This is a genomic window from Rhizobium sp. JAB6 (assembly GCF_003024605.1).
Lineage (GTDB): Bacteria > Pseudomonadota > Alphaproteobacteria > Rhizobiales > Rhizobiaceae > Rhizobium.
Map to the genome: position 1 here is coordinate 294468 of NZ_PYJQ01000001.1, position 24362 is coordinate 318829.

At 60.7% G+C, this 24362-nt stretch carries 23 protein-coding genes and 1 pseudogene; 7 read left to right on the forward strand and 17 right to left on the reverse strand.

Annotated features, from left to right (window positions below; translation table 11 throughout):
- The first annotated feature begins 350 nt into the window (after positions 1 to 350).
- On the forward strand, positions 351 to 1994 hold the full coding sequence (locus C7U61_RS01460) for a SulP family inorganic anion transporter (protein WP_106996367.1): 1644 nt from the start codon (positions 351 to 353) through the stop codon (positions 1992 to 1994).
- Between the two features lie 16 nt (positions 1995 to 2010).
- Here the strand turns inward: C7U61_RS01460 and C7U61_RS01465 are convergent, their stop codons facing one another.
- Positions 2011 to 2622, reverse strand: coding sequence for a 2'-5' RNA ligase family protein (locus C7U61_RS01465; RefSeq protein WP_106996368.1), 612 nt, complete (start codon positions 2620 to 2622; stop codon positions 2011 to 2013).
- Between the two features lie 484 nt (positions 2623 to 3106).
- On the opposite strand from C7U61_RS01465, the gene C7U61_RS01470 reads away from it, so the two are divergent.
- Positions 3107 to 3670: a methylated-DNA--[protein]-cysteine S-methyltransferase gene (locus C7U61_RS01470; RefSeq protein ID WP_106996369.1), complete on the forward strand. Its 564-nt coding sequence runs from the start codon at positions 3107 to 3109 to the stop codon at positions 3668 to 3670.
- A 98-nt stretch (positions 3671 to 3768) separates the two neighbouring features.
- Here C7U61_RS01470 and C7U61_RS01475 read toward each other — a convergent pair whose 3' ends face one another.
- Both C7U61_RS01475 and C7U61_RS01480 read right to left on the reverse strand, forming a co-directional pair.
- Complete coding sequence (locus C7U61_RS01475; RefSeq protein WP_106996370.1) at positions 3769 to 4278, reverse strand: hypothetical protein; 510 nt, start codon at positions 4276 to 4278, stop codon at positions 3769 to 3771.
- Positions 4279 to 4350: 72 nt separating this feature from the next.
- Positions 4351 to 4695 (reverse strand): hypothetical protein, encoded by a 345-nt coding sequence (locus C7U61_RS01480; RefSeq protein WP_181315765.1) that lies wholly within the window; start codon positions 4693 to 4695, stop codon positions 4351 to 4353.
- A 150-nt stretch (positions 4696 to 4845) separates the two neighbouring features.
- Between C7U61_RS01480 and C7U61_RS01485 the strand changes: the two genes are divergently transcribed.
- Together C7U61_RS01485 and C7U61_RS01490 are read left to right on the forward strand one after the other, a co-directional pair.
- Positions 4846 to 5811: a LysR family transcriptional regulator gene (locus tag C7U61_RS01485; RefSeq protein ID WP_106996371.1), complete on the forward strand. Its 966-nt coding sequence runs from the start codon at positions 4846 to 4848 to the stop codon at positions 5809 to 5811.
- A 265-nt stretch (positions 5812 to 6076) separates the two neighbouring features.
- On the forward strand, positions 6077 to 6517 hold the full coding sequence (locus C7U61_RS01490) for a hypothetical protein (protein ID WP_106996372.1): 441 nt from the start codon (positions 6077 to 6079) through the stop codon (positions 6515 to 6517).
- Between the two features lie 274 nt (positions 6518 to 6791).
- Here C7U61_RS01490 and C7U61_RS01495 read toward each other — a convergent pair.
- Positions 6792 to 7079, reverse strand: a pseudogene (locus C7U61_RS01495) (isoprenylcysteine carboxylmethyltransferase family protein); the annotation flags it as partial.
- Between the two features lie 81 nt (positions 7080 to 7160).
- Here C7U61_RS01495 and C7U61_RS01500 point away from each other — a divergent pair.
- A complete protein-coding gene (locus C7U61_RS01500; RefSeq protein ID WP_106996373.1) occupies positions 7161 to 7808 on the forward strand; it encodes a TetR/AcrR family transcriptional regulator in 648 nt (215 codons plus the stop codon).
- 141 nt (positions 7809 to 7949) lie between these two features.
- On the opposite strand, the gene guaA is transcribed toward C7U61_RS01500, so the two are convergent.
- From guaA to C7U61_RS01520, 4 genes are all read right to left on the reverse strand, one after another.
- On the reverse strand, positions 7950 to 9512 hold the full coding sequence (guaA, locus tag C7U61_RS01505; RefSeq protein WP_106996374.1) for a glutamine-hydrolyzing GMP synthase: 1563 nt from the start codon (positions 9510 to 9512) through the stop codon (positions 7950 to 7952).
- 161 nt (positions 9513 to 9673) lie between these two features.
- On the reverse strand, positions 9674 to 10315 hold the full coding sequence (locus tag C7U61_RS01510; RefSeq protein ID WP_106996375.1) for a 5'-methylthioadenosine/S-adenosylhomocysteine nucleosidase: 642 nt from the start codon (positions 10313 to 10315) through the stop codon (positions 9674 to 9676).
- Entirely contained in the window at positions 10312 to 10773 is a 462-nt protein-coding gene (locus C7U61_RS01515) for a PaaI family thioesterase (protein ID WP_106996376.1), read from the reverse strand. The genes C7U61_RS01510 and C7U61_RS01515 overlap by 4 nt, the downstream gene beginning before the upstream one ends.
- 229 nt (positions 10774 to 11002) lie before the next feature.
- Entirely contained in the window at positions 11003 to 11800 is a 798-nt protein-coding gene (locus C7U61_RS01520) for an alpha/beta hydrolase (RefSeq protein WP_106996377.1), read from the reverse strand.
- A gap of 321 nt (positions 11801 to 12121) precedes the next feature.
- Here C7U61_RS01520 and C7U61_RS01525 point away from each other — a divergent pair, with 321 nt between their 5' ends.
- Positions 12122 to 12799, forward strand: a complete 678-nt coding sequence (locus C7U61_RS01525) for a GntR family transcriptional regulator (protein ID WP_106996378.1) — start codon at positions 12122 to 12124, stop codon at positions 12797 to 12799.
- A 20-nt stretch (positions 12800 to 12819) separates the two neighbouring features.
- On the opposite strand, the gene C7U61_RS01530 is transcribed toward C7U61_RS01525, so the two are convergent.
- The 9 genes from C7U61_RS01530 to C7U61_RS01570 form a co-directional block, all read right to left on the reverse strand.
- Positions 12820 to 13905 (reverse strand): DUF1513 domain-containing protein, encoded by a 1086-nt coding sequence (locus C7U61_RS01530; protein ID WP_106996379.1) that lies wholly within the window; start codon positions 13903 to 13905, stop codon positions 12820 to 12822.
- A 114-nt stretch (positions 13906 to 14019) separates the two neighbouring features.
- On the reverse strand, positions 14020 to 15231 hold the full coding sequence (locus C7U61_RS01535; RefSeq protein ID WP_245410722.1) for an imelysin family protein: 1212 nt from the start codon (positions 15229 to 15231) through the stop codon (positions 14020 to 14022).
- The gene (locus C7U61_RS01540; RefSeq protein WP_106996380.1) at positions 15231 to 16790 is read right to left on the reverse strand and encodes a di-heme oxidoredictase family protein; all 1560 of its coding nucleotides are present in this window, start codon (positions 16788 to 16790) and stop codon (positions 15231 to 15233) included. Before C7U61_RS01540 ends, C7U61_RS01535 begins: the two co-directional genes overlap by 1 nt.
- 45 nt (positions 16791 to 16835) lie before the next feature.
- On the reverse strand, positions 16836 to 18125 hold the full coding sequence (locus tag C7U61_RS01545; RefSeq protein WP_106996381.1) for an imelysin family protein: 1290 nt from the start codon (positions 18123 to 18125) through the stop codon (positions 16836 to 16838).
- Positions 18126 to 18417: 292 nt separating this feature from the next.
- Entirely contained in the window at positions 18418 to 19707 is a 1290-nt protein-coding gene (locus tag C7U61_RS01550; protein WP_106996382.1) for an RsmB/NOP family class I SAM-dependent RNA methyltransferase, read from the reverse strand.
- Positions 19708 to 19913: 206 nt separating this feature from the next.
- Positions 19914 to 20282 (reverse strand): septal ring lytic transglycosylase RlpA family protein, encoded by a 369-nt coding sequence (locus C7U61_RS01555; RefSeq protein WP_015338531.1) that lies wholly within the window; start codon positions 20280 to 20282, stop codon positions 19914 to 19916.
- 396 nt (positions 20283 to 20678) lie between these two features.
- Complete coding sequence (locus C7U61_RS01560; RefSeq protein WP_106996383.1) at positions 20679 to 21551, reverse strand: SDR family oxidoreductase; 873 nt, start codon at positions 21549 to 21551, stop codon at positions 20679 to 20681.
- Positions 21551 to 22708, reverse strand: a complete 1158-nt coding sequence (queG, locus tag C7U61_RS01565; protein ID WP_106996384.1) for a tRNA epoxyqueuosine(34) reductase QueG — start codon at positions 22706 to 22708, stop codon at positions 21551 to 21553. Before queG ends, C7U61_RS01560 begins: the two co-directional genes overlap by 1 nt.
- Before the next feature lie 12 nt (positions 22709 to 22720).
- On the reverse strand, positions 22721 to 23413 hold the full coding sequence (locus tag C7U61_RS01570; protein WP_106996385.1) for a glutathione S-transferase family protein: 693 nt from the start codon (positions 23411 to 23413) through the stop codon (positions 22721 to 22723).
- 151 nt (positions 23414 to 23564) lie between these two features.
- Here C7U61_RS01570 and C7U61_RS01575 point away from each other — a divergent pair, with 151 nt between their 5' ends.
- Complete coding sequence (locus C7U61_RS01575; protein ID WP_106996386.1) at positions 23565 to 24362, forward strand: undecaprenyl-diphosphate phosphatase; 798 nt, start codon at positions 23565 to 23567, stop codon at positions 24360 to 24362.

Genomic DNA, 24362 nt, shown 5'->3' on the forward strand with positions numbered 1-24362 from the left:
CAACCATTTGTCGCCTAATGACGGCATCCGGATCGGGAGGAGCAGCCTAACGGTTTTTAGCGGCCGCGATTCCGGCGCAGGCAAAAATCAGGACCAGGCGGGTGCCGATGCCCTTTTCCTTTACTCCATGCACGGGCGGGCGCGTTTGCGCCAGCATGAAACCCGTAACCGCAAGGATAATGGTAACGACGCCGATGGCGAAGAGGCCGCATTGCCCTTGCAAAGCTGTCGGTTGCGGGACGCCGCAGATCCCGGCCTATAAGTCCCGATTCCAACTCATATTTTCTGTTGCGGCCTTATGGCGAAACTCTATCCATAGATGGATGGACCACACTTACGGTCGGTGATCGATGACGAAGCTGAGCAGCTGGTTCGCGTTGGACAGGGCCGATCTGGTCGCCGGCATATCGGTTGCCGGCCTAATGCTGCCGGAAGCGGTCGCTTACGCCGGCATCGCCGGCCTGCCGCCGCACCGTGCGATCCTCGCCGGCATCGCCGGATGTCTCGTCTATGCCATATTCGGCCGCAGCCGCTTTGCCATCGTCTCCCCCACGTCCTCATCCGCTGCCATTCTGGCCGCGACATTGGCAGTCGTACCCGGCGATCCGACGGTCAAGGCAGCTCTTGCCACGGTTGCCGTGGCGCTCGCCGGCCTTCTCTTCATTCTCGCCGGTACCTTGCGCCTTGGCGGCATCACCGGTTTCATCTCGCGGCCGGTCCTGCGCGGCTTCGCGCTGGGGCTGGCGATTACCATCATTCTGCATCAGCTGCCGATCCTAGTCGGCGTGCCGGTGCAGGGTTCGAACATCCTGACCTATGCGGCCGCACTCTTCGGCGCGATCCTCCAGTGGAATCCCATCAGCGTCGCCGTCGGCTTCGTCGCGCTGGCGGCACTGTTGCTGCTGAAGCGGTTGCCGGGCATTCCCGGTGCCTTCCTTGTGCTGGTCGCCGGCATCCTCGCCTCCGACCTGTTCGGCCTGGAAGGCCACGGCGTCAAGCTGGTCGGCCCCATCGAGATTCTGCCGCAATGGCCGTTACTGCCTGATGCCGATTGGACCGCCTATTCGCGGCTCGCACAGTTCACCATGCCGCTCGTCCTCATCCTCTTTGCCGAATCATGGGGGACGATGCGGGCGTTGGCATTACGCTATGGCGAGACGCTGGAGGTAAATCGCGAGCTCGGCGCGCTGGGCGCCGCCAACATCGCCAGCGCCGTCGTTCAGGGCATGCCGGTCGGCGCAGGTTTTTCCGCCGGCTTCGCCAGTGAGGCGGCGGGAGCGAAGACGCGCGCAACCACCGTCTTTGCCGCGATCGGCCTGGCGATCCTGATTGCCTGTGCCGGACCGCTGGTGGCGCTTCTGCCGGAGCCGGTGCTGGCCGCCGTCGTCATCGCGGCTCTGACGCATGCGCTCGATCCGAGTCCTATCCTGCGCCTGCGCCGGCTGCATCGCGATTTTTACGTGGCATTGGGCGCCGCCGTCGGCGTACTCGCTTTCGGCGTGCTCAATGGCATGCTGCTGGCGATCGCGCTCTCGCTTGCCGCCATGATGCATCGCCTGGCATCCCCGTATATCGCCCGTTTGGGACGGCTCAACAACGGCCATGACTTCGTCGATGTCAGCAGGCATGACGATGCCGCGGAGATACGGGGCATTGCCATCTGGCGCCCCGGCGAAACCCTGTTTTTCGGCAATGCCGATACGATCTTCGGCGAGATATTGTCCGGCAGCCGCAGCCAAGCGGGGTTGCGGGCAGTCATCTTCAGCCTGGAGGAGAGCTCCGATATCGACAGCACCGCGATGGACGCCTTGATAGAGTTCGACAGTGCGATGCAGCGAGCCGGTCTCCGCGTCCAGTTTGCCCGAGTTCATGACCGGGTTCGCGATCTCATGACCGTCGCCGGCATTGCCGATGTCGACAAGCGCTGCAGCTTTAGCGTCGATGATGCCGTGGTCGCGGTGATGGCGACAGTTGAACCTGTTCCGAAACCGTAAGCGCTAGAACCTAGATTTAGAGCAATGGCCAATGCCAGACATGGCCGTGTTCGCCGTCGCCTTGAAAGCTGTTGACCAGCGTGAACATTTTGACCGTCCAAGCGATCGGCGCTTCCAAAATCACTTCGGGAAGAACGTGGTTGCAATAAAACAGCGTCATGTGGGGTCGGAACGACCCAGATATGCTGCTTTCAAAGCCCATGCTTTGCATTGCAGCATCCAATTCCCGACGAAGTGTCGTTAGCCCTTCGTTTCCATCCCTGCACCAGAGCACATATTGACGGTTGTTGCCGCTGCCGAATGTGCCTGTCCGATCGAATATCAGGGGAAACGATTTTAAGCAGATGGTTGAGCCAGCCTCCAACGCAGCGAAGGTGGCTTCCTCCTGTGAGCGGGAGACAATGTCGATGGGATAGATAGTGGCATGGTAAAGATCGTGCTTTCGCGCTGTGCGCATCAACCCGTTTCGTCGACTTTGATCGACGGTCATTTCAGCAGCCAATCTGGCGATTTCCGGGTCTGGCAACGCGGCAAAGTAGAGTGCTTGCCGGCGCTTTGGCGGGCTTTTGCTCTTGCGATTAATAGGCGGTTTGCCGAGATTAAATGACAACTGATCGACATGCTGCATGGCTTCATTCAAAGCCCGTTTGGCTCTGCCTCCTTTTGTTTTCCGATCTCCAAAGCATATACCTCAACGGCTATGATTTCAAGAACAAAGCAAGAACATTTAGTGTAGCGACATCCTCGTTTCAACAGCGATCGAATAAAAGGAGGGCCTGATCCGTTCATTCCAGGTTCGGGCCTGCGTGCCCTATCTCACCCAAAGGAATCACGATCATGTTCACCAGATCAGTCTTTGCGGCCGTTATTTTCGCCCTCATAGGGCTCGGCATTTCTGCTTGCTCCACATCGGGAGATCACAATTCCGGTGGCGGCATGACGCTGAACGCTCCTCCAACCGGTGGCGGATATTGAGCCATGCTCGCGATTGTCCCAGCACCGCGCCGCCGACATCAAAACGGGGGCAATTCTCGCCGCTTGCAAGAAACGGGTTGAATTCGGCGCTCCCGAGGACGATTTTTATGGCAAGTGGAAACACAGGAGCTTTCGTCATGAACGAAACAAGGCAGAATTACCTGATCTTCGAAACGGCCGGCGGCTTCTGCGGCATCGCCTGGAACGAAGTCGGCGTGCTGCGTTTTCAATTGCCGACCAAGGATGCGGGCGCGACCGAGCGCCTGCTTCTGCGCCGCCTGCCGAATGCGCAGCCCGGGACCCCGAGCGCACAAATTGCTGAAGTGGTTGCCAGGGTAAAGCGCTATTTCGCAGGGGAGGAGATCGATTTTTCCGACGTCGCGCTCGATCTCGGCGAGCAGGACGCCTTCTCCAGGCAAATCTACGGTGCCGCCCGGCAGGTCAGCTGGGGCCATACGACAACTTACGGAACATTGGCCAAGCAGCTTGGCGCAGGGCCGGAAGCTGCGCGCGATGTCGGGCAGGCTATGGCGAAGAACCCGGTGGCGCTGATCATTCCCTGCCACCGCGTTCTGGCGGCAGGCGGCAAGATCGGCGGCTTTTCCGCACCGGGCGGCTCCAGCTCCAAGGCTCGCATGCTGGAACTGGAAGGGGTCCAGCTCGCGCCGCCGAAGCCGGTGCAGCAGTCGCTGGCATTCTAGGTGCGCTGCCAACGATAACTGACGAATTTCCGGATGATCCCACCGGCGCCGCGGGGCGAGAGCGCCAAAGCGTGCCCGATCGCGACATTGCTGCTGTGCTATACCGCTCGCTCCCGCGATCTCGTCCACGATAGGACTAGGAGCATGAAGGCGAGAACATGGCTCACAAGCAGCAGCGGCACGTAAAGCGCCGGTATATAGATGCCGGCGCCGAAGAGACCGGGATTTCCGATTTTCGTGACGCCCATGTAGTAGGCGTTCAGAAGATCCAGCGTGCCCCAAATGTTGAATATCCAGACAATGGGAATGGCGATCGGCCACCGCCAGGAAAGGGCGGCCATGGAAACAAGTGCGAGAACGGCCGCGGTGAGATCACCCCATCCGACCTTATCGGCGAAATCCGAGCTCAACTCCGAAGATACGAATCCGGATACCAGAAAGTTCATCCCGAGGAACCGGAACGCATGGAAGGCAGCAAGAAGTCTCAGAGCCTCGTAGCGCGGCATTGTTCGAAGCGCCGGCCAGGCATAGATACAGGCCATCACCGAACTTGTGACGAAGGCGCCGGCGACACTTAGAACGAATGGAAGATTGAGATCCGGTGGCATTTCGGTTTCCTTTTTGCTTGTCTCTCTATGGTCGGACGAAGCCGAAATCGATGAATGTATCTCGTCGGGTGTTCAGGCATTGGCCATGAGCAGGCGGAGCGGCAGAAGCGGACCGATTGGGATATATTCGTGATCCATGAGGTGTTGTTTGGCCAACGGCAAGCCTTCGATGATTGCATGGGCGTCGGCGATATCCCTTGTATCCAGCAGGAACACGGCTCCTCGGCCGTCGCCTCGCGAATACCACTCGCGTATCTTCCCATCGAAATAGAGCTGAGCGGTATGCTGGATTTCATCGGGCATGATGGCCATCACCCGTTCGCGTGTGACGCCCGCCTTCACGGTAAGGATTACGATCACACCGGTAATGGCCGGTGAGACGGCCTGTGCCTGGGTCGGGGTTGAATGATCGGTCATGGAAGTAGCTCCTGTGAGAGTGGGAACCAGGAAGGTGTTGCCGAGCCGGCACGCCGCAGATGTTTGGCCGACGTCGGCGACGCTCCCATTTGCAACTCAGGTATAAGACTGCTTTTCAGGGGCGACTATTCTCGATAATGTCGACGAGTTATGAAGCAGAACTTCACAGTCAGGCAGGGTGCGCTCGATGGCGTGGAGGCCTTTCTGAGCGTCGCCCAGCATCGCAGTTTTCGCAAAGCGGCCGCGGAGCTCGGGGTTACGCCATCGGCGATCAGCCAGGCGGTACGCGCGCTCGAGGCGCGTGTCGGCGCTGCACTTTTCATCCGCACCACGCGCAGCGTCAGCCTCAGTGAAGCCGGCGAACGATTTCACTTGCGCGCCAAGCCCGCTTTCGAGGAGCTTGTCGCCGCAAGCGAGGTTGCGCGTGACCTCGGGCAGCGGCCCGCCGGACTGCTGCGCCTCACCGTGCCCCGGGCAGTGATCCCGATCCTGCTGGAGCCGCTGATCGCATCTTTCTGCCAAGCCTATCCCGAGGTCGAGGTGGAGATCGCCGCAAGCGCAGATCTTGTCGATATCGCAGCTGAGGGATTTGACGCCGGCATCCGGCTGGGGCAGTTCATCGCCGCGGACATGGTTGCGGTTCGGCTTACTCCGCCTTTTCCGCTTGTCGTCGTCGGCAGTCCCGAATATCTGCGCCGACAAGGAAGGCCCGAGCATATCGATGATCTGCGCCGGCATGCCTGCTTAAGGATGCGCCGCTCGGACGAGTCGATCGCGCCGTGGTCCTTTGTCGACGGCAATAAGCCAATCGAGGCGATTGTCTCAGGCCCGCTGATCGCTCGGGATTTCCCCACCATTCTCGGCGCGGCCGGGGAGGATATGGGCCTTGCGCAAGTGCCCAAGCCGATTGCCGTGAGCCTGATGAAGGCGGGCAAGCTCGTGCAGGTTCTGGAGCCATTCGCGCCAATGGCGCCGGGAGTGTTTCTGTATTATCCCAGCCGCCATCAAATGATGCCGAAGCTGCGTGCTTTCATCGATCACGTAAAGAGCCGTTCGGGCGCTATCAACAAAAGTCAGAAGCGCATGGATGGGGAACGAAGACCCGAGCCGAATTGAATTGAAGCTGCCAGGGGATGGGGCCGAGGATGCGAGACCTCGACTGCGGCTGCAACGACAATATCGCGTCCAATGGCGCGCCGATCTACGCCACGGCACTACTGTCCCTTCATTCTCATTCGATTGCCTGGATGTACTCTAACGCTTTGTTATTGCCGTGCTTTGGAACCAATGATGTGCGAGAGCGTTCATCTATGACTTTGATACGACGCTGACGTCGTGCCCGGCCGGCTGGGTAAGCGGCGCATTTGAGGAGCAGCTCATCATGAATATTTCATCTGGATTTCGTTCAGTTGCGGTTGCAGCCATTGCCGCAGCAGGAATTGGCTTCGCCAGCGCGGCACATGCCGATAGCGGCACGATCCGCTTTTCCGTCTACAAGGCGGCCTTCTTCGTCGGTGGTTCCGGAGGCGAGGGCACGCTGACCTTCCATGGTCGCAAATATCCCATCTCGATCGGCGGCATCTCCGGCGGTCTCGCCTTCGGTGCCTCAAAGACCTATTTCCAAGGTACTGTGCGCAATATTCGCCGCGCCCGGGATGTGGCCGGCGTCTATGGCGCCGCAGGCGGTGGCGGCGCGGTGGGCAGGGGCGCCCAGATGATCGTCATGACCAATGACAAGGGCGCCAAACTTGAGCTCACAGGCCGGCAGGTCGGCCTGCAGGTCAATGCCGATATCAGCGGCCTGAGCATCACGATGAAATAAGAGGGCGAGTCAGCTCGTGTAATTATTGCCCGGAGGCCTGATCTGCAGGAATGGCGGTCAGGCCTTCGTCGCGAAGCAAACTACCCCATAAGGGGTTGCCCTTTTTACTCCCACTCGGTTGCTCTAAATCTAGTAAAACTGTTGATATATATAGGTTTTTATTCGAAAATTCGTGCTGTTTCGGCTTCTATCGAAGTCGATCGCTTTCCGGAGCCACTGATCGGCCAAAGACGCCACTCGGAAAGCGGAGGTCCCGCAGGCGGCGGCGGAATAGTCAGAGCCAGCGGCGAACCTTGGCCTTGTAGCGGCGGTAGTCGTCGCCGAACTTCGCCTCGAGATAGCGCTCCTCGCGGGCGATCACCTGCGTCTGGATCGCGATCAGCACCAACGGGAGCAAGGCGAAGGCGATCGGCCCGTCGAAGCGGATCGCAGAGCCGGCATATATAAGCGCCATGCCGAGATACATGGGATTGCGGGTCCACCGATAGGGACCGGTCGTTGCGATGAGGGTCGTTGGCTGCGACGGCGGAACGTTGGTGCCCCGCCGCCGGAACAGCCCCGCGATAAATCCACTCTTGGAATTTCGGATACTGCGTAGTATCGTAATTCGAGGATAACGATACTGTCAAGGACTGTAAATGAGATGACCGAAAATAGTCGAGGCCGGCGTGGCCGGCCCGCCAACGAGGCGCTTGGCCAAACCATTGTCGAAACCGCAGGCGAACTCTTTGCGGAGTTGGGTTTTCAAGCGACAACATTGGACAAGGTCGCCCAGCGGGCGAAGATATCGAAGCTCAGCATTTACAGGCACTTCGAGAACAAGGAGGCGCTGTTTGGTGCGGCGTTTGCCGCCCGCTGCCAGCAGTTAATCCCACAGGCCCTTTTCGACGGCGTCGACGGTTCGGCCGAGGGTCAGCTCATGGCGGTGGGATCATCGCTGCTTCGCACGCTGCTGCGCCCGGACGTCCGCAACGTCGAAGCCATGGTGATGGCCGACACGCCGAACCAAAAGTCGTTGAGCAAAGTCCATTACGAAGCCGGCCCCGCCCACATCATCGCCCAAATCGAGGCCCTGTTGCGTCAATTGCATGCGAAGGCGGTCCTGAACGTGCCCGATCCTATCCGGTCCGCCCGCTTGTTTGCCGCGCTTTTCAAAGGCTCCGATCTTTTGATTATTGCGCGCTTCGATGAGGCGAGAGCAGAGGACGACAACGAAATCGAATCCTATTGCCGGTCGGCCGTCGCCATGTTCATCGCCGCGCACGGTGGCAACGACGGGGGGATAGCCTAGACAAGGCCGCGAAGGAGGGCGGCGAGCAACCAATAACGCCCGCTTTTTTGGGAGGTGCCAATCAAGCTCAGCCCAAATGGATGAAACAGGTATGGCAGCGAAAATTGGCGCTTAGACTGCGCGATCACCACCGTTCTCCCCTCACTCCCACTCGATCGTGCCTGGCGGTTTCGACGTGACGTCATAGACCACGCGATTGATGCCGCGGACTTCGTTGATGATGCGGGTCGCGGCGCGGCCGAGGAATTCCATGTCGTAATGATAGAAATCCGCCGTCATGCCGTCGACGGAAGTGACGGCGCGCAGCGCGCAGACGAATTCATAGGTGCGGCCATCGCCCATGACGCCGACGGTCTGGACCGGCAGCAGCACGGCGAAGGCCTGCCAGATGGCGTTGTAGAGGCCGGCCTTGCGGATCTCGTCGAGATAGATCGCGTCGGCTTCGCGCAGGATTTCCAGCTTCTCGCGGGTGATGCCGCCCGGGCAGCGGATCGCAAGGCCCGGGCCGGGGAAGGGATGGCGTCCGATGAAGCTGTCGGGCAGGCCGAGCTCCTTGCCGAGCACACGCACTTCGTCCTTGAAGAGTTCGCGCAGCGGCTCGACGAGCTGCATCTTCATGCGCTCCGGCAGGCCGCCGACATTATGGTGCGACTTGATGGTGACCGAAGGACCGCCGGTGAAGGAAACGCTCTCGATGACATCGGGATAAAGCGTGCCCTGGCCGAGGAAGTCGGCGCCGCCGAGCTTCTTGGCTTCATCCTCGAAGGTCTCGATGAAGAGGCGGCCGATGATCTTGCGCTTGGTCTCGGGATCGGAAACGCCTTCCAGCTCGCCGATGAAGCGGTCGGAAGCATCGACGTGGATGAGATGCAGATTGTAGTGCTCGCGGAACATGGCGACGACATTGGCCGCCTCGTCCTTGCGCATCAGGCCGTGGTCGACCAGGATGCAGGTCAGCTGGTCGCCGACGGCTTCGTGGATCAGCAGCGCGGCAACGGAGGAATCGACACCGCCTGATAGTGCGCAGATGACGCGCTTGTCGCCGACCTGATCGCGGATCGCCTGCACCGCCTTGGCGCGATAGGCCGACATCGACCAGTCGCCCTTGATGCCCGCGATGTTATGAATGAAGTTGCCGATCAGCTTGGCGCCGTCGGGCGTATGCACGACTTCCGGGTGGAACTGTACGCCGTAATATTTGCGCTTTTCGTCGGCGATGAAGGCGTAAGGCGCATTCGAGGAGGTGGCGACCACTTCGAAGCCTTCCGGCAGCGCGGTGACGCGGTCGCCGTGGCTCATCCAAACCTGATGGCGCGAGCCGTTCGACCACAGTCCCTCGAAGAGGGCGCAATCCCTGTCGACTTCCAGGAAGGCGCGGCCGAATTCGCGATGGTGGCCGCTCTCGACCTTGCCGCCCAGCTGCATGCACATGGTCTGCTGGCCGTAGCAGATGCCGAACACCGGGATGCCGCTGTCGAAGATGATCTGCGGCGCCCGCGGCGAGCCTTCGTCCACGGTCGAGGCCGGGCTGCCTGACAGGATCACGGCTTTCGGCTGCAGGCGCTTGAAGCCCGCTTCGGCGGATTGGAAAGGAACGATTTCGCAGTAAACGCCCGCTTCGCGCACGCGCCGCGCGATGAGCTGCGTCACCTGGCTGCCAAAATCGACGATGAGAACGGTGTCTGGATGTGCTGTCTGGGTCATGGCGAGCCTTTAATGAAAAGCGCTTTCCCTGGCAATCGGGCAAATCACGCAAACGCCGATTTTATTGTCCCGATTGTCCTACATTCTCTGTCTTTTTCGCAATGCCGGACCGAAAACCGCTACACACTTTTCTTGGAATTGCTCCAGTGATTTCCAGTCCCTCAGAACCAGAATACGCCGTCTTCCAGCGCCGTAAACAGGCCGTCGACGGCGTAGGAGAGTTTGCGGTCGATCACATGCAGATATTCGGTCCAGTCCGAAATGCGCTGCAGCTCGACCTTCCCGTCGGAAATGCCCCGCAGGCCGATCAGCGGCAGGCCGTAAGTCTGGCAGGCGCGCAGCACCGCGAAGGTTTCCATATCGACCATGTCGGTGCCGATGCGTTCATAAGCTTCGGAGCCCGAGACGATGTTGGCGCCCGTTGACAGGCTGCCCTCGGCAATGGTGGGGATGCGCAATGGCAGTTCGATCGTCGCCGGCAGATCGAGGAAGGGGGTGCGGCCCTTCTCGAAGCCGAGCGGCGAGGCATCCATGTCTCGGTAGGAAACCGAGGCGACCTGATAGACCTCCGTCTGCTCCAGCTTGGCGGAACCGGCCGAGCCGAGCGACACCACGAGATCGGGAAGATCGCCCTGAGCTTCGAGCTGCGCGAAGGCACGAGTCAGCGCAATCGCCGCCTCCACCGGACCGACGCCCGTCATCAGCGGATCGATGCGCGAGCGCAGGAAGGGTCCATATTCGGCCTCGGCTGCCATGACAAACAGGATCGATTTGCCCGATACCCGTTTCAGTTCGAATTTCATCCGCTAATTCCCTCTCTGCCCCGGATGACCATCATCGTTCCCGTCATCGAGGCGATCAGCTTGGCCGGCCCGTCGCCGACGGCATAACCGCGGCCGTCGGCGACGATGATCGTCGTGCCGGGCTTGGTGACATCGCCGCGAAACAGGAAGCGCTCGCCGCGCCCCGGCGACATCAGGTTGACCTTGAATTCGATCGTGAGGATCGATGCGGAGGGATCGATGACGCTATAGGCGGCAAAGCCGCAGGCAGAATCCAGCGCGGCGGCGATGATCCCGGCGTGCAGGATGCCATGCTGCTGGGTCAGCTTGATATCGAACGGCAGCTCGATTTCGACCGTACCGTGCTCGACGCGCGTCAGTTCCGCACCGATCGTCGCCATGGCGGCCTGCCGCTCGAAGCTGGTCCTGATGCGGGTCCGAAAATCGCCGCCGGTCTCCGTGTTATGTGCCCCTGTCATGCCGTCCCCTTTCGCGGGTGCGAAATTGGCATGGAGAGGCCGTTTGGACAAGGGTTGTCCCGTGGAAAAAGGAAGAGCCGAAGCTGCTGTGCCGACATCGAATTTCCAAGATCAGATTCCCCTGCCATCCGAAGCAATGAAGCTTGAGGGCGCGGATGACGACGATCCGGCAATCAGCGGTCGCCTATGCGAGCTGGATACGGACGCCGCTCGGTGCCGATCTGGTAGATCAATGTCGGGCGGCTTCCAAGATCAGATGGGCGATCGTATCGGGGTGTGAGATCAGCGAGAGGTGGCTGGCCTTCACTTCGATGGTTTTCGCGCCCATGCGCTTGGCCATGAAACGTTCCAGATCCGGATCGATCGTTCTGTCTTCTGTGGAAACGGCATACCAGCTCGGCTTGCTGCGCCAGGCGGCCTGGCTGGTCTTTCCCGTCAGCAACGCCTTCTGGAAAGGCTGCTGCACGGCATAGAGCACTTCGGCCTTGGCCTTGGGCAGATCGCCGGCGAAGTCACGCAGGAAGGCTTCCTCGGTCAGCCGTCCTTCGTCGCCGTCGAAGACGATACCGGCCGAGGCAGGGGGCGTTGGATAGGTCTTGGCGAGGGCCGTATAATCTTCGCCGGCATCCGGTGCGCGGGCTGCGACATAGACAAGCGCGGAAACCTTCGGATTCACGCCGGCTTCCGTCACCATCATGCCGGAGAAGGAATGGCCGACAAGAACGGTCGGGCCGTCCTGGCGGTCGAGTACGCGCTGCACGGACGCGACGGCTTCGGGAAGGGTCGTCAACGGATTCTGCACGGCCGTGCAGTTCAGCCCCTTGGCCTGCAGCCGGGCGATGACCTCCGTCCAGCAGGAGCCATCTGCGAAAAGTCCATGCGCTAGAACGACGTTGCGGGCCTTTAGCGGCGCGGAGGCAGCCGCACCCGTGGTCGAGCTGCTGGCGGCCATGCCGCGCGTGGAAATGAGGGAGGCGGCGGCACCGGCAACAATGGCGGTCGCGAAATTCCGTCTGGTCAGCATCATCGTGATCCCTATGGTTGAGAGGATAAATTAGCACCAGAAGGCCGTCGTGCCGGAACGGTAAAACTTCTGAAATTTTGTATGTCTGAGGACGGCATCTGGCCGGATCCTGCGGATCAAATGCGTCATCTGCATTCCGATTCAGCATCAAACTTGCTTTGTGTATGCGAAAGCAATCTCTATGCCTATTTTTGTATTCCGCGTATGGAATTTAGTCAATAATTGGATGCGTAACAGTCTCGTGATGGATAAATTGTATGCAGATTGGAGTTAGAAGTGATATTTTGCATGCGCGCCTCGTTGGATATCGGAGAATTGGGAACGATGGATGGGCTAAATGGTGCAGCCGAGGATCGCGAATTGCTGTCTGACCGCATTCGCAACGCGCTGGAAGGTGAGATTGCGAGCGGCAAGCTTAAGGCGGGGGCCGCACTGGACGAACAGCAGCTGGCCGATCGTTTCGGTGCCTCACGCACGCCGGTTCGCGAGGCCCTGAGGCAGCTGTCGGTAAGCGGTCTGGTCGAAATGCGAGCGCGGCGCGGGGTCGTCGTTGCCCGCATGACGCCTGAACGCATCATGGATATGTTCGAGACGGTTGCCGAAATCGAATCGATGTGCGTGAGGCTCGCCACCTATCGCATGACGCCGCTCGAGCGCAGCCATCTGATCGAGCTGCACGACGCATCCGAAACGCTAGTGAGGACAGGCGATTTCGATGCGTACGATATGTTCAATCGCGCTTTCCATGAGGCGATCTATCACGCGACCCACAACAGCTTTCTTGCCGAGCAGGCGATCACGATCCGCAATCGCCTGGCGGCCTTCCGCCGGGCTCAATTGCAACAGGAGCAGCGGCTCGATCGATCCCGGGCGGAGCATGAAGCCATCATGCAGGCCATAGCCGAGGGGGATGGGGAAATGGCGTCGCGGCGTATGCGCGCGCATATGCTCAATGCGGCGACGGCGTTGCGGCGCTTCATCGAAGCCAGCAGGCTTACTTAGGCAGTTCAGCCAAGTTCGCATCAGCCGCGGGCGATGCGGACGATGTGCTGGTCCCAGGCGACGTCGCTGTGCTCGTTCAGGAAATCACCGCCATAGGACGAGACGGCAAAGCCATACCGAGCCGGCGCGATGCCCGCCGCATCGGCAATGCTCTTCACCTTCAGCACCTTGCCGGTCGTCGCATCGAGCGTCACCGAGGTTCCCTCGATTGGTGAGGTGACGCCAACGAGATTCTCTGCACGATTGACCGCGATAGCGCCGACATAATTGCCAAGGGCCCGTGTCGTCTCGTCGGGCAGGGTGACGAAACTCAGGTCCTCGCCTCTCGCGAAATGGCCGACGAGTGGCGGCAGGTCGTTGCGATGACCCTCATACTGGCAGGCGAACCAGACGCGACCGCTGGCATCGATATCGACATGGCGGGTGGAGACCTGAGCATATTGGGCCGGCAATGAGTGTTTCTCGATCAGCCGGCCGCTGGCGGCGTCGATCAGCGTCAGCGACGGTTCCATGTGGTCGAGGTTGAGCTTGGTGCGGCCGAAATCCGGATGGGTCTCGATGCCGCCATTGGCGACGATCAAAAGCCGCCCGTCATCCGAAACCGTCATGTCGTGCGGGCCGACGCCATAGGTCTCGTATTCGCCGATGCGGGCAAAGCGGTTGCCGGCATCATAGAGCCCGATGATACCGCGATTGTTGTCGAAATCATTCTCGCTGGCATAGAGCAGCCTGCCATCGGGGGAAAACGCGCCGTGCCCGTAAAAATGCCGGCCTTCTCTGGCGGAAATGACGATCGGCTCGGCCTTGTTCCAGGGGTCGAAGATCATCGCATAGGTGCCGGGCCGGCGCGCGAAGGCGACGGTCTTGCCGGTCGCCTTGGAAAAAGCCATGCCGTGGGCGCGGGCAGGCAGCGCCACCTGATCGATGATGCGGCCCTGCTCGGTCACCGTCGCCACGGCAAAGGAGCCGTCCGCGGCGCGGATGCCGGAGGCGTAGACCGCATCCGCCCGTTCCAGCGCCATCAAGGCACCGGGCTTCAACGCCGCGAGGAAGGTCAGCCCCGCTGCCTTGACGAAAGCTCTCCGATCGATCAGGTCGCTGCGCATGCGCCCGGAGCCTGATAATTTTAGGTCTGTTCGACCTAAAATCATCCGCTCTGAAATCGGGGAAGTAGAACATGATGTCGCCCGAAAACCGCGAACACTTTTCGGCATCATGTTCTAATCTCCGTCTGCGAAGGAGAAACCAGCCGAAAGGCCGATGGCGCCGCCGTACTGGTCGCTGAAGCTGGTGGCGAGATCGCGGCTCACGGAGAGCAGCTTGTCGATCTTGGCGCGTTCCGCGTCGTTGCTGATCGCCGCCTCAATATCCGCATTGATCGTCGGTGCTGTGGCCGCGAGTTCGTTCAGGAGGCCGTCGATCTTGGTGGCGACAGCGCGCTTGTCAGCCGGCAGCAGCTTCGCCATGTCGGCTTTTTCCCAGAGCGTCTTCAGCCCCTCGATGTTACCGGCAAACGAGGTCCACGTGTTGGCCGAACGCCAGTAGATCGCCATCTTCGGCCGCGCCGTTGCCGGATCGCCCTTGTAGAAGGTTTCCAGCCGCTGGTCACGGATATTGGCGGCTCCATGCACGAGAATTCCGAGTAGCGCCGTCACGGCCTCCTTGTTATCAATGAAATCGTCGCTGCTCTTGCCCGGGGATTTCCAGGATTTCTGCACGCCGTCGGGCGCATCCCATTCATCGGCGATTTCCTTGGCGGTGTTTTCGATATTGCCGGCGATAGCCGCGCCATAGCGGCAACGGAAGCTCTGCTTGTCCTTGCCGAGGACATCGGAGCCGCTGCCGAAGAGCACATATTCCAGCGCGGTCATGCTCATCAGCGCCACGCTCTTGCCGGCAACGGCCTCGACGGTCGCGTCGTGTTCGTCGGCCTTGGCGATCAGCGCCTGCACCTGCTTGAGGCCGACGCCCTTGCGGTCGGGATAGAACAGGATGTGCTCGAAACGGTTCTTTTCGAGGATCGGGCCGGTATCGACGATCTCGATGCGCGACCAGCTCTTCACCGTATCGCGGAAGGCCGTCTGGGCGCCGATGAGCGATGCATCGGTGGGATCGGCGCAAAGCGCCTTCATCGCAACAGTCAGTTTCGAGGCGGAGTCGTGCATGGCGCGGTAGCCGGGACGAATGACATCATCCACCGCCTTTTGCAGCGTCGCCGGCACCGCCGCCTCGTTCAGTCCGGCGCCATTGGTACCCGCATCCTCGGCACGGGCAGGCAGAGCCGCAACGGTAAGCAGCAGGCTGGCGGCCAGAGCAATTCCAGCAAAAGTGCGCAGCGGTTTTGCGTCTGGAATTGCGTGAAAACAATGGGACGGAGCATTTGCGTGACTCCGTTTAGAGCGGAAATGCTCCGGGCGTTTCCAGTGGCGCATCAGAGGGACTCCAGAAAGTTGACGAGGGCTTGCCGATCGTCCTTCGAAAGACCGGCGAATGCGTTGCGGGCTTTTTCCGCCTCTCCTCCATGCCAGAGGATGGCTTCGGTCAATGTGCGGGCGCGGCCGTCATGCAGATAGGTCTGCCGGCCGCTCACCGTCTGCGTCAGGCCTATACCCCAGAGCGGCGGCGTGCGCCAATCGCGGCCGGATGCCACGCCCACCTGCTGCCCATCGGAAAGGCCGTCGCCCATATCGTGCAGCAGGAAGTCTGAATAGGGCCATATCAGCTGGAAAGCCTGCGGCGAATCCTCGCCGTCGCTGCCCTTGAGGCCGTCGCGGGTGACGAATTTCGGCGTGTGGCAGGCGGCGCATCCGGAGCGGTAGAACATCTCCTTGCCGTGCAGCACATCGGAAGAGCCTGTCTCGCGTCGGGCCGGCACCGCGAGATTTTCTGAATAGAAGGCGACGAGGGGCAGCACCGGGTCCGGTGCTTCCGTGTCACCCAGGCGCTTCTGCACGCCGGTCGGCATGCTCAGGCAACGCGCTTCCTTGGGCGTGCAATCGCCACGGGGATTGGGCCGGTCCGGCGTTGAAATGCCGATATCGGCGGAAAAGGCGTCGGCCACCTGGTCGCGCACCGTGGCATTCTGGGCCTTCCAGCCGAAGCGCCCGAGCGCGAGCTGGCCGGTGCGGTGATCGCGAACGATGGCGGGGCGCCCGCGGATGCCGGTGCCCTTCGTGTCGTCCGGGTCGGCATTGGCGAGAATATCCGCATCCGGGATGGCCTCGATCAGGCCGAGGCCGATCATCGGCGGTGCGATGCGCGGCGAAATGGTGGTGCTTGCATCCATCGGCCCGTAGGCGAGATCGCTGGCGCCGTAATGCGGTTTGCGCAGGGTTACGGTTTCCCCGCCGGCAAGCGTCACCGTCTCCTCGCTATAGCTGAGGGTCAGCTTGCCTTCGGCGGCGAGGCCGGGAACGGCAAGATCCTGCAGCTGTACTCCATACGTCGGATCCGGGAAATTGAGCGCGCGAAAATCCTTGACGGCCTGCTCCTCCTCCGCTGTTACGGCGGGCCGTGCAAGGCGCAAGACCATAGAGGTCGCGGCAGCTCCTGCCTCCTCAGGCGGATGGCCGCGCCCGTCCCGGATATGGCAGCTCTGGCAGGAGCGGGCGTTGAACAGCGGCCCCAGCCCATCGGAGGCCTGCGTGGAGGAGGGAGCGGAAACCCAGAGCTTGCGGAAGAGCGCGTTGCCGAGATGGAAATCCTGGCCCTGTTGCTGGTTCAACGTAGCAGAAGGCTGCGAGAAGATATCGCGCGTGACTTTGTCGATTGCGGTTAGTGCTCCGCCCTGCATCGCCTCATAGGGCTCGGCCTTGAGAAAATTGCTGGTGGCGCGGGTCACGTCGCGCACGCGCTTCAATTCCTCAGCGGAAAGATCGCTGCGCGTGGTCGGAAAAGCGAGAATATCGGCGGCTGCCAACGTGATGGAAAAAACCAAAAAACCCGCAGCGAGGGCGGGCAAAAGGGCGCGATTGGCCGGTAGAGCTGTCATGGGTATCGGGGTGGCGGCACCTGATCGCGCCGCCACCTTCCCTCGTTACTTCTTCTTGAAGACGGAGTTCGGATTGTCCAGGCTGTCCGAACCTTCGAGCTTGATCGAGCCGAGATCGAGAGCGGCGATGACGCGCTGGATGCTCTTCGTCTGGTCGAGCAGGCCATCGATCGCCTTCTGAACCGTCGCGTTGCCTTCCTTGTTGCCCTCGCCGATCATCTGGTCGTATTTTTCGACCGTTTCGCCGCGATGCACCAGAGCCTTCATGGCGGCAAGCGTCGTGTCGAGCTTGCCTTCCATTTCCTTGTCGAGCGCCGGATCCTTGGCCTTGACGAGATCATGCAGCGACGGGCCCTTCAGCTTGGTGCCGTCGACGCGGGCATAGTTGCCGTTATAGGCCGAGGCGATGCCGATGGCGTCGCCATTATGCTCGTTATAGGTATTGTCGGAGAAGCAATCCTGCTCTTCTTCCGGATCGTGCAGCAGCAATCCGAGCTTCATGCGCTCGCCGGCAAGCTCGCCGTAGGAGAGCGAGCCCATGCCGGTCAGAATGGTAGTGAGGCCGGCCTTGGGATCAGCTTCGACATGCTTGGTGGCCTCGCCATCGGGCGCCCACTTATCCGTCATCTCCTGCAGGTCCGAAACCAGGAGCTTCGAGGCGGATTTCAGATATTCGGCCCGGCGATCGCAATTGCCGTGCGTGCAATTCTTCAGATCGTAATCGGTCGCCGGACGTTCGCCGGCGCCGGCACCCGTGCCATGCAGGTCCTGGCCCCACAGCAGGAATTCGATGGCGTGGTAGCCGGTTGCGACGTTCGCCTCGACACCGCCGGCCTGATGCAGCGTGCCTGACAGGAATTCCGGCGTCAGATGCGAGGCATCGACATCCTTGCCGTTGATCTTGATCGTCTTGTTGGCGATGACATTGGCGACATAAAGCGCATTCTCATCGCTTTCCGTGCCATAGGAGGCGTCGACATAATCGATCAGGCCTTCGTCCAGCGGCCAGGAATTGACCTTGCCTTCCCAGTCGTCGACGATCGGGTTGCCGAAGCGATAGACTTCCGTCTGCGCATAGGGAACGCGAGCTTTGATCCAGGCCGAGCGTGCCGCCTTCAGCGTCTTGTCGCTGGGGTTGGCAAGCAGGGCGTCGATCGCCTTGTCGAGCGCCTGCGCCGTCGTCAACGCGTCCTGATATTTGGCATGAGCCAGTTCCGTGTAATGCTTGAGAACGGCGGACGGCTCCGGAGTGGCGGCAAAAGCGGGCAGGCCGGATGCGGCTGTCGCGGTGATGGCCGCCGCAAGGACGGCGCCAAAATGGATCTTCAGTTTCATGTTCCTCTCCTGTGACGGCGGGGGCACCGCCAAAAACTTGGCAATTTGTCTCATGTATGAAAAACAAACTTGTGTCAAACGCTCTAGTTTAGAACGATTTAAGGGAAGGGCCTGGGAATCCGTGGCGCAAGCGATCTGGATTCGCTTGTAAATGCGCAGATATAGGCCGCTTGGCATGGCGTCGGCAGGGGCGAAAGCACGTAGCGATGCGCGATCGGCAGACCATACCCCGGCTCGATCGCGGCCGGATTGCATCGATCACTTGCAGAGCGATAATTTCGGTAAATTCAGCTCACATCTTCCGCTGCAGACGGCTGAAGAAGAAGCCGTCGGTATCGGTGGAGGCAGGGGTCAGTGTAATGGTCTTGCCGTCGGAGGAGCGTGGCTTCGGAGCCTCCTTGCCGAACAGCTTTTCCCAGGAGCTCAGGGTCTCCACCACTTCGAAGGCCGGGTTCTGGGTGGCGAAGCGGTTTACCTGCGCTTCATTCTCCTCCGGCAGCACCGAACAGGTGACGTAAAACAGCGATCCGCCTGGACGGACGAATTCGCCGGCTTGCGCCAAGGCTTCCTGCTGCTGGCTGGTGCGCTCGTCGAGGTTCTTCTGTGTCAGCCGCCATTTGGTATCGGGACGGCGCCGCCATGTGCCGGTCCCGGTGCAGGGAGCGTCGACCAGCACCTTGTCGAACTTGCCCCGCAGCTGGAGCAGGCCGTTGCGCTCGTCGTGAACCTGGACATTGCGGGTGCCGGCCCGCTTCAGGCGCTCGATGATCGGCGCCAGCCGACGCCGGTCGCTGTCATAGGCATGCACCTGGCCCTTGTTATGCATCGCGGCCGACATGGCGAGCGTCTTACCGCCGCCGCCGGCGCAATAATCGAGCACCTGATCGCCTTCATCAGGCAGGACCAGATCCGCCACGATCTGTGAGCCTTCGTCCTGCACCTCGAACCAGCCCTTCTGGAACGAAAGTTCGGCCGTGACGTTTGGAAGGCGGGACGCGCCTTCGCCGGCGGGAATGCGGATGCCGAAACGAGCGAGGTTCGACGGCTGCCCGCCGGCGCGTTCCAGCGCTTTCACGACCTTGGCGCGGTCGGCCTTCAGCGCATTGGCGCGGAGATCGAGCGTCGGGCGTTCCGAAAGGGCCTTTGCTTCCGAGAGCCAGCCGTCGCCGAAGGCTTGGCGGAAGGAGGGCTCGATCCATTCGGGAATATCGCCCTGGATATGGAGGGGAGCGTCTTCGAGTTTGCGGGCTGCAAAGGCAGCCAATGTTTCGGCGCTCGGGGCTTCGGGCGCGAATTTATCGCCGTCGAGCTCGGCAGCCAGCGCTTCCGGCGTCAGGCCCCATTGGCGGAAGAGCACGGCATGGGCAAGCGCGGACGCACTGTCGTCTTCCATCAGCCAGGCATGCGAAAGCCGCATGCGCAGGGCGTCGTAGACGATGTTGCCGATCGCGGCCCTGTCGCCGGACCCGGCGAAGCGATGGGCAAGGCCCCAATCCTTCAGGGCATCGGCCACCGGTCGCTTGCGCGCTTCGATATCGGCAAGAACTTCGATGGCCCCCTGCAATCGGCCGCCCAAACGCATGCACACTCTCCTGCTCGCGCATGTCCCGGAACCCATTCGGGCTCATCTTGGGACTCTGCGCCTACCAAAACCGCTGACGCCTCGCCAATCCGCGCAAGCAATGCCCATGGCGGCGGATTTTGAGACGTCTCAATCGCGTGGTAGCCGCGATTGGCCGAGAGAGCAAGCGTCATGCCGATTTGCCTGACGGTTCCGGCTTGCGGCGATTACTTCGAGGCGACGACCTCGTAACAGACCTTGGCCGTACCCGAAGCGACCATGCCGATGTTCTGTGCGGCAGCGCGGGAGAGGTCGAGAACACGTCCGCGAATGAAGGGTCCCCGGTCATTGATGCGGACGACGACGCTGCGGCCATTGTGCTTGTTGGTGACCCGCAGGCGTGTGCCGAAAGCAAGCGAGCGGTGTGCTGCAGTAAGATTTCTGGAACTCATGCGTTCCCCGGAAGCAGTCTTGGAGCTCCCCCCGTACCATGAAGCGCCTCCGCAGCCAGCGGATGCAAATGCCGGTGTAGAAACGACAGCAATGGAGGCGGATATAGTTGCGGCGATTGCCAAAGAACGTGCGATTTTCTTCAAACCGATTTTTCCCTCAAGCTATTGAACTTGCGCCCTGGGTAGGCGGCGGGCTTAAATCAGGCTAAAAATGGCGAAAAAGTGCCGTTATGGATCACGGAATATTACAGAATGTAACAATTGTGATTGCGAGCGAATACTGTGGCTATTCACCAAATTTGCTTGATTGCAGAAAAAACCCAATAAAATCAGCTAAAAATGGAACGAATTTTCTCGTGAGCGCCGACCAACCTCAGGCCTCACGAAAATCGGAAAAATAATTTTCCGGCTTTGCCATAATCGCTGCCGCATTTGTGCAATTTTAGAGGTCGTTAACCATAAATGCGGAGCAAATTGAACTAGAGCGGCCGGCTAAGTAGGAATTTTCATGCGATCCCACGTGTTTGGGCAAGTGGGTTCTCAGCCGCGCCACGCTCCGGAGGACCATAATTCGGCGAGCGACATGCGATACTCAGGGTAGCGGAATCGAAAGCCGAGCGCGCGCAATTTCGCGTTCGAAACGCGTTTGTTCTCACCATAGAAGGAGCGCGCCATCGGCGTCAGCTCAGCGGTTTCGAAGGGCTGTTCCGGTGGCGGTTCGACGCCCATCAGGCGGGCGGCCTCGGCAATGACATCCTGTGGCGGAGCGGGTTCGTCATCGGTGACATTATATATGCCGCCGAGCTTGCGCTCCGACAGGAAGTGGGCGCAGGCGCCGATATCCTCGACGCGGATGCGGTTGAACACCTGGTTCGCCTTGATGAGCCGCCGTGCGGTTCCCTTTTCCAGATTGCAGAAGGCGTTTCGGCCCGGGCCGTAGATGCCGGAAAGCCGGAGCACGGCGACGGGAAGACCGAGCCGGATGCCGACCCGCAGCCAGCCGTCTTCTGCTTCGACCCGCTCGACGGAGCGGTCCGCAACCGGATGCAGTGGGGTTTGCTCGCTGACCCAGGCGCCCTTGCGGTCGCCATAGACGCCGACGGTCGAGAGGTAGCACACCCATTCCAGCTTCGGCATCAGCGCCTTGAGATTGAGCTGTGCCAGCCGCAGCAGCGGATCGCCTGATTTGCCAGGCGCGATCGATTGCACCAGATGCGTCGCCGTTTGCATCGCTTCGGCGAGAGCCGGGTCGATCGCTTCACCGTCGAAGACGAAGGCTTCGATGCCTTCCTTCGTCAATAATGCCGCCTTGTCGGCGGAGCGGGTCGTGCCAGTGATCCGGATCCCGGAGCCCGCGAAAGCCTTGGCGATGGCCGTTCCGGAATAGCCGCAGCCGAAAATCATCACATGCATCACGATACCCCCGCCAGTTTCCATTCGGTGCAAACGTCTTCGTCCGCCTCGTCATCTCTTTCTGCCGCAAACGCGCGGAATTCGCCAGCCGTCATCAGCCGCGATAGCGCCCAGACCGCCATGCCTCGGACGGTGGGCGAGGGATCCCCAGCCAGTTCGCGGCACTTCGGGATAAAGGAACGCTCGCCCGAATTGCCGGCTGCGATGAGAACGTTGCGGATGAACCGGTCCCGGCCGATGCGCTTGACCGGCGAGCCGCTGAAGAAAGCACGAAAGGCCGCGTCATCCAAATCGAGCAGAAAGGCGATCGTCGGCTCCCTGAGATCCTCCCGCGCCACCAGCTTCATTTCCGAGGCGGCACTGGCGAACTTGTTCCAGGGGCAGGCGGCCAGGCAGTCGTCGCAGCCGTAGATGCGATTGCCGATCAACGGCCGCAGTTCAGGATCGATCGGCCCCTTGTGCTCGATGGTCAGATAGGAAATGCAGCGTCGTGCATCGAGCTGATACGGGGCAGGGAAGGCAGCGGTCGGGCACGCGTCGAGGCAGGCCCGGCAGGAGCCGCAATGGTCGATCTCCGGCTCATCGGGCTTGAGCTCGGCCGTTGTGAACATCGAACCGAGAAAGAGCCAGGAGCCGAAGCCGCGGCTGACGAGATTGGTATGCTTGCCCTGCCAGCCGAGCCCGGCCGCGCCGGCCAGCGGCTTCTCCATGACCGGTGCCGTATCGACGAAGACCTTGACGTCCTCCTTCGAGCGCGCGGCAAAGCGGGTGGCGATTTCCTTCAGCCGCCCCTTGATGATGTCGTGATAATCGCGGTTTCTGGCATAGACGGAGATTGCCGCCTTATCCTTCTTTTCCAGAATGCCGCGGGGATCTTCCTCGGGGCCGTAGTTGAGGCCGAAGACGACGATGGAGCGGGTCTCGCTCCAGAGCACGCGCGGATCGGCGCGGCGGCCGCGGGTCTCCTCCATCCAGCCCATGGTGCCGTGATGACCTTTATCGAGGAATTGCCCCAGCCGGGCGGCCGCCTCGGGAATGGCATCCGGTCTGGTGATGCGACAGAGATCGAAACCCTGGGCACGCGCTTCCTCTCGCAAAAAAGCGGTCAGTGTGCTTCGGCGCTTGTCAGCTTTTTCCGCTTCGCGATCACCGGGCATATCGAGCCCTCGTCAGAAATCCAGATCCGCGTAGTGCGAAACCGGAGTGACACCGCGCACGCGCTCCGCCAGGATCGGCCGGAAGGACGGGCGCGACTTCAGCCGCTGATACCATTCCTTGGCAACCGGCGATTCCGCCCAGTCGATCTCACCCAGATAGTCTAGCACGGAAACCGAAGCCGCGGCGGCAAGATCGGCATAGCTCAGTCGCTCGCCGGCGAGCCACTGCCGCGAGCCCGCCAGCCAAGACAGATATTTCATATGCTGGCGGATATTGCCGCGCGCCATGCGCATGACCTTGGAGTCGGGCGCGCCGCCGCCCTGCTCGGCGGTCATCTGCAGCTTGAACACGCGTTCGCGCGTCAGCGGCCGCGTGACATCCTGCTCCATCTTCTGCATGAACCATTCCGTCAGCCGGCGGATTTCGGCGCGCTGGAACGGATCTTCGGCGAGAAGCCGGCGGTCGCGCTTCAGAACGCCATGCGTCTCGTCGAGATATTCGGAAATAACCGAGGCGCCGCAGAGCGCCCGCATGCTGTCATCGACGTAGACAGGCAGGGTGCCGGCGGGATTCAGCGCCAGGAAATCGCGCCGCTTTTCCCAGGTCTGTTCCTCGATCAGCTCCGTCTGATAGCCATATTCCGTCAGGATCAGACGAACGAACCGGGAGGAAGATGACATTGGGTGATGATACAGCGTCGGCATTGGTACTCGGGTGTTTCTGATTGATGCTATGGAAGTCTTTTGGGTCGCGATCCTGCGACCCTAGTCATTTGTCATCGGTTGAAGCTATAGGATCTTGGCCTAGTTTGCACAAGCGAATCGGGCCGCCCTGCCGTTAGACAAAGGACACGATATGGCTGAACAAATTGTTATCGCGTTGGTTTTAGGCCTTGTGGAGGGGCTTACGGAGTTCATTCCGGTCTCCTCGACAGGCCATCTGATATTGCTCGGACATTTTCTCGGCTTCAAGTCGGCCGGTACTTTTGAAGTTTTGATCCAGCTCGGCGCGATTCTCGCCATCCTGCTCGTCTATTTCAATCGCCTCGTCCAGATCGCCAAGGTGCTGCCCGTCAGCACCAAGGCTCGTCACTTCGTGCTCGCCGTCCTCTTCGGCTTTCTCCCCGCTGCCGTTATCGGGGCGCTGGCGCATGATTTCATCAAGACGGTGCTGTTCGATTCGCCGAAGATCATCTGTATCTCACTGATCCTGGGCGGCATCGTCCTGCTCGTCATCGACAAGATCGAGTTCAAGCCGAAATACACCAGCGCCTATGAATTTTCCTGGCCGATGGCGGTCAAGATCGGCTTCTTCCAGTGCCTGGCCATGATTCCGGGAACGTCGCGCTCCGGTTCCACCATCGTCGGCGCCCTGCTGCTCGGTGCCGACAAGCGTTCCGCCGCTGAATTTTCCTTCTTTCTCGCCATGCCGACGATGGTCGGCGCCTTCACGCTAGATTTGTGGAAGAGCCGCCATGATCTTAGCGTCGCTGATGGTCAGCTGATCGTCATCGGCTTCGTGATGGCGTTTATTTCGGCGCTCTTTGTCGTGCGCGCGTTGCTCGACTTCGTATCGCGCCGTGGTTACGCCCCTTTCGCATGGTGGCGCATTGCCGTCGGCGCAATCGGTCTCATCGGTCTCTATTTCGGCTGA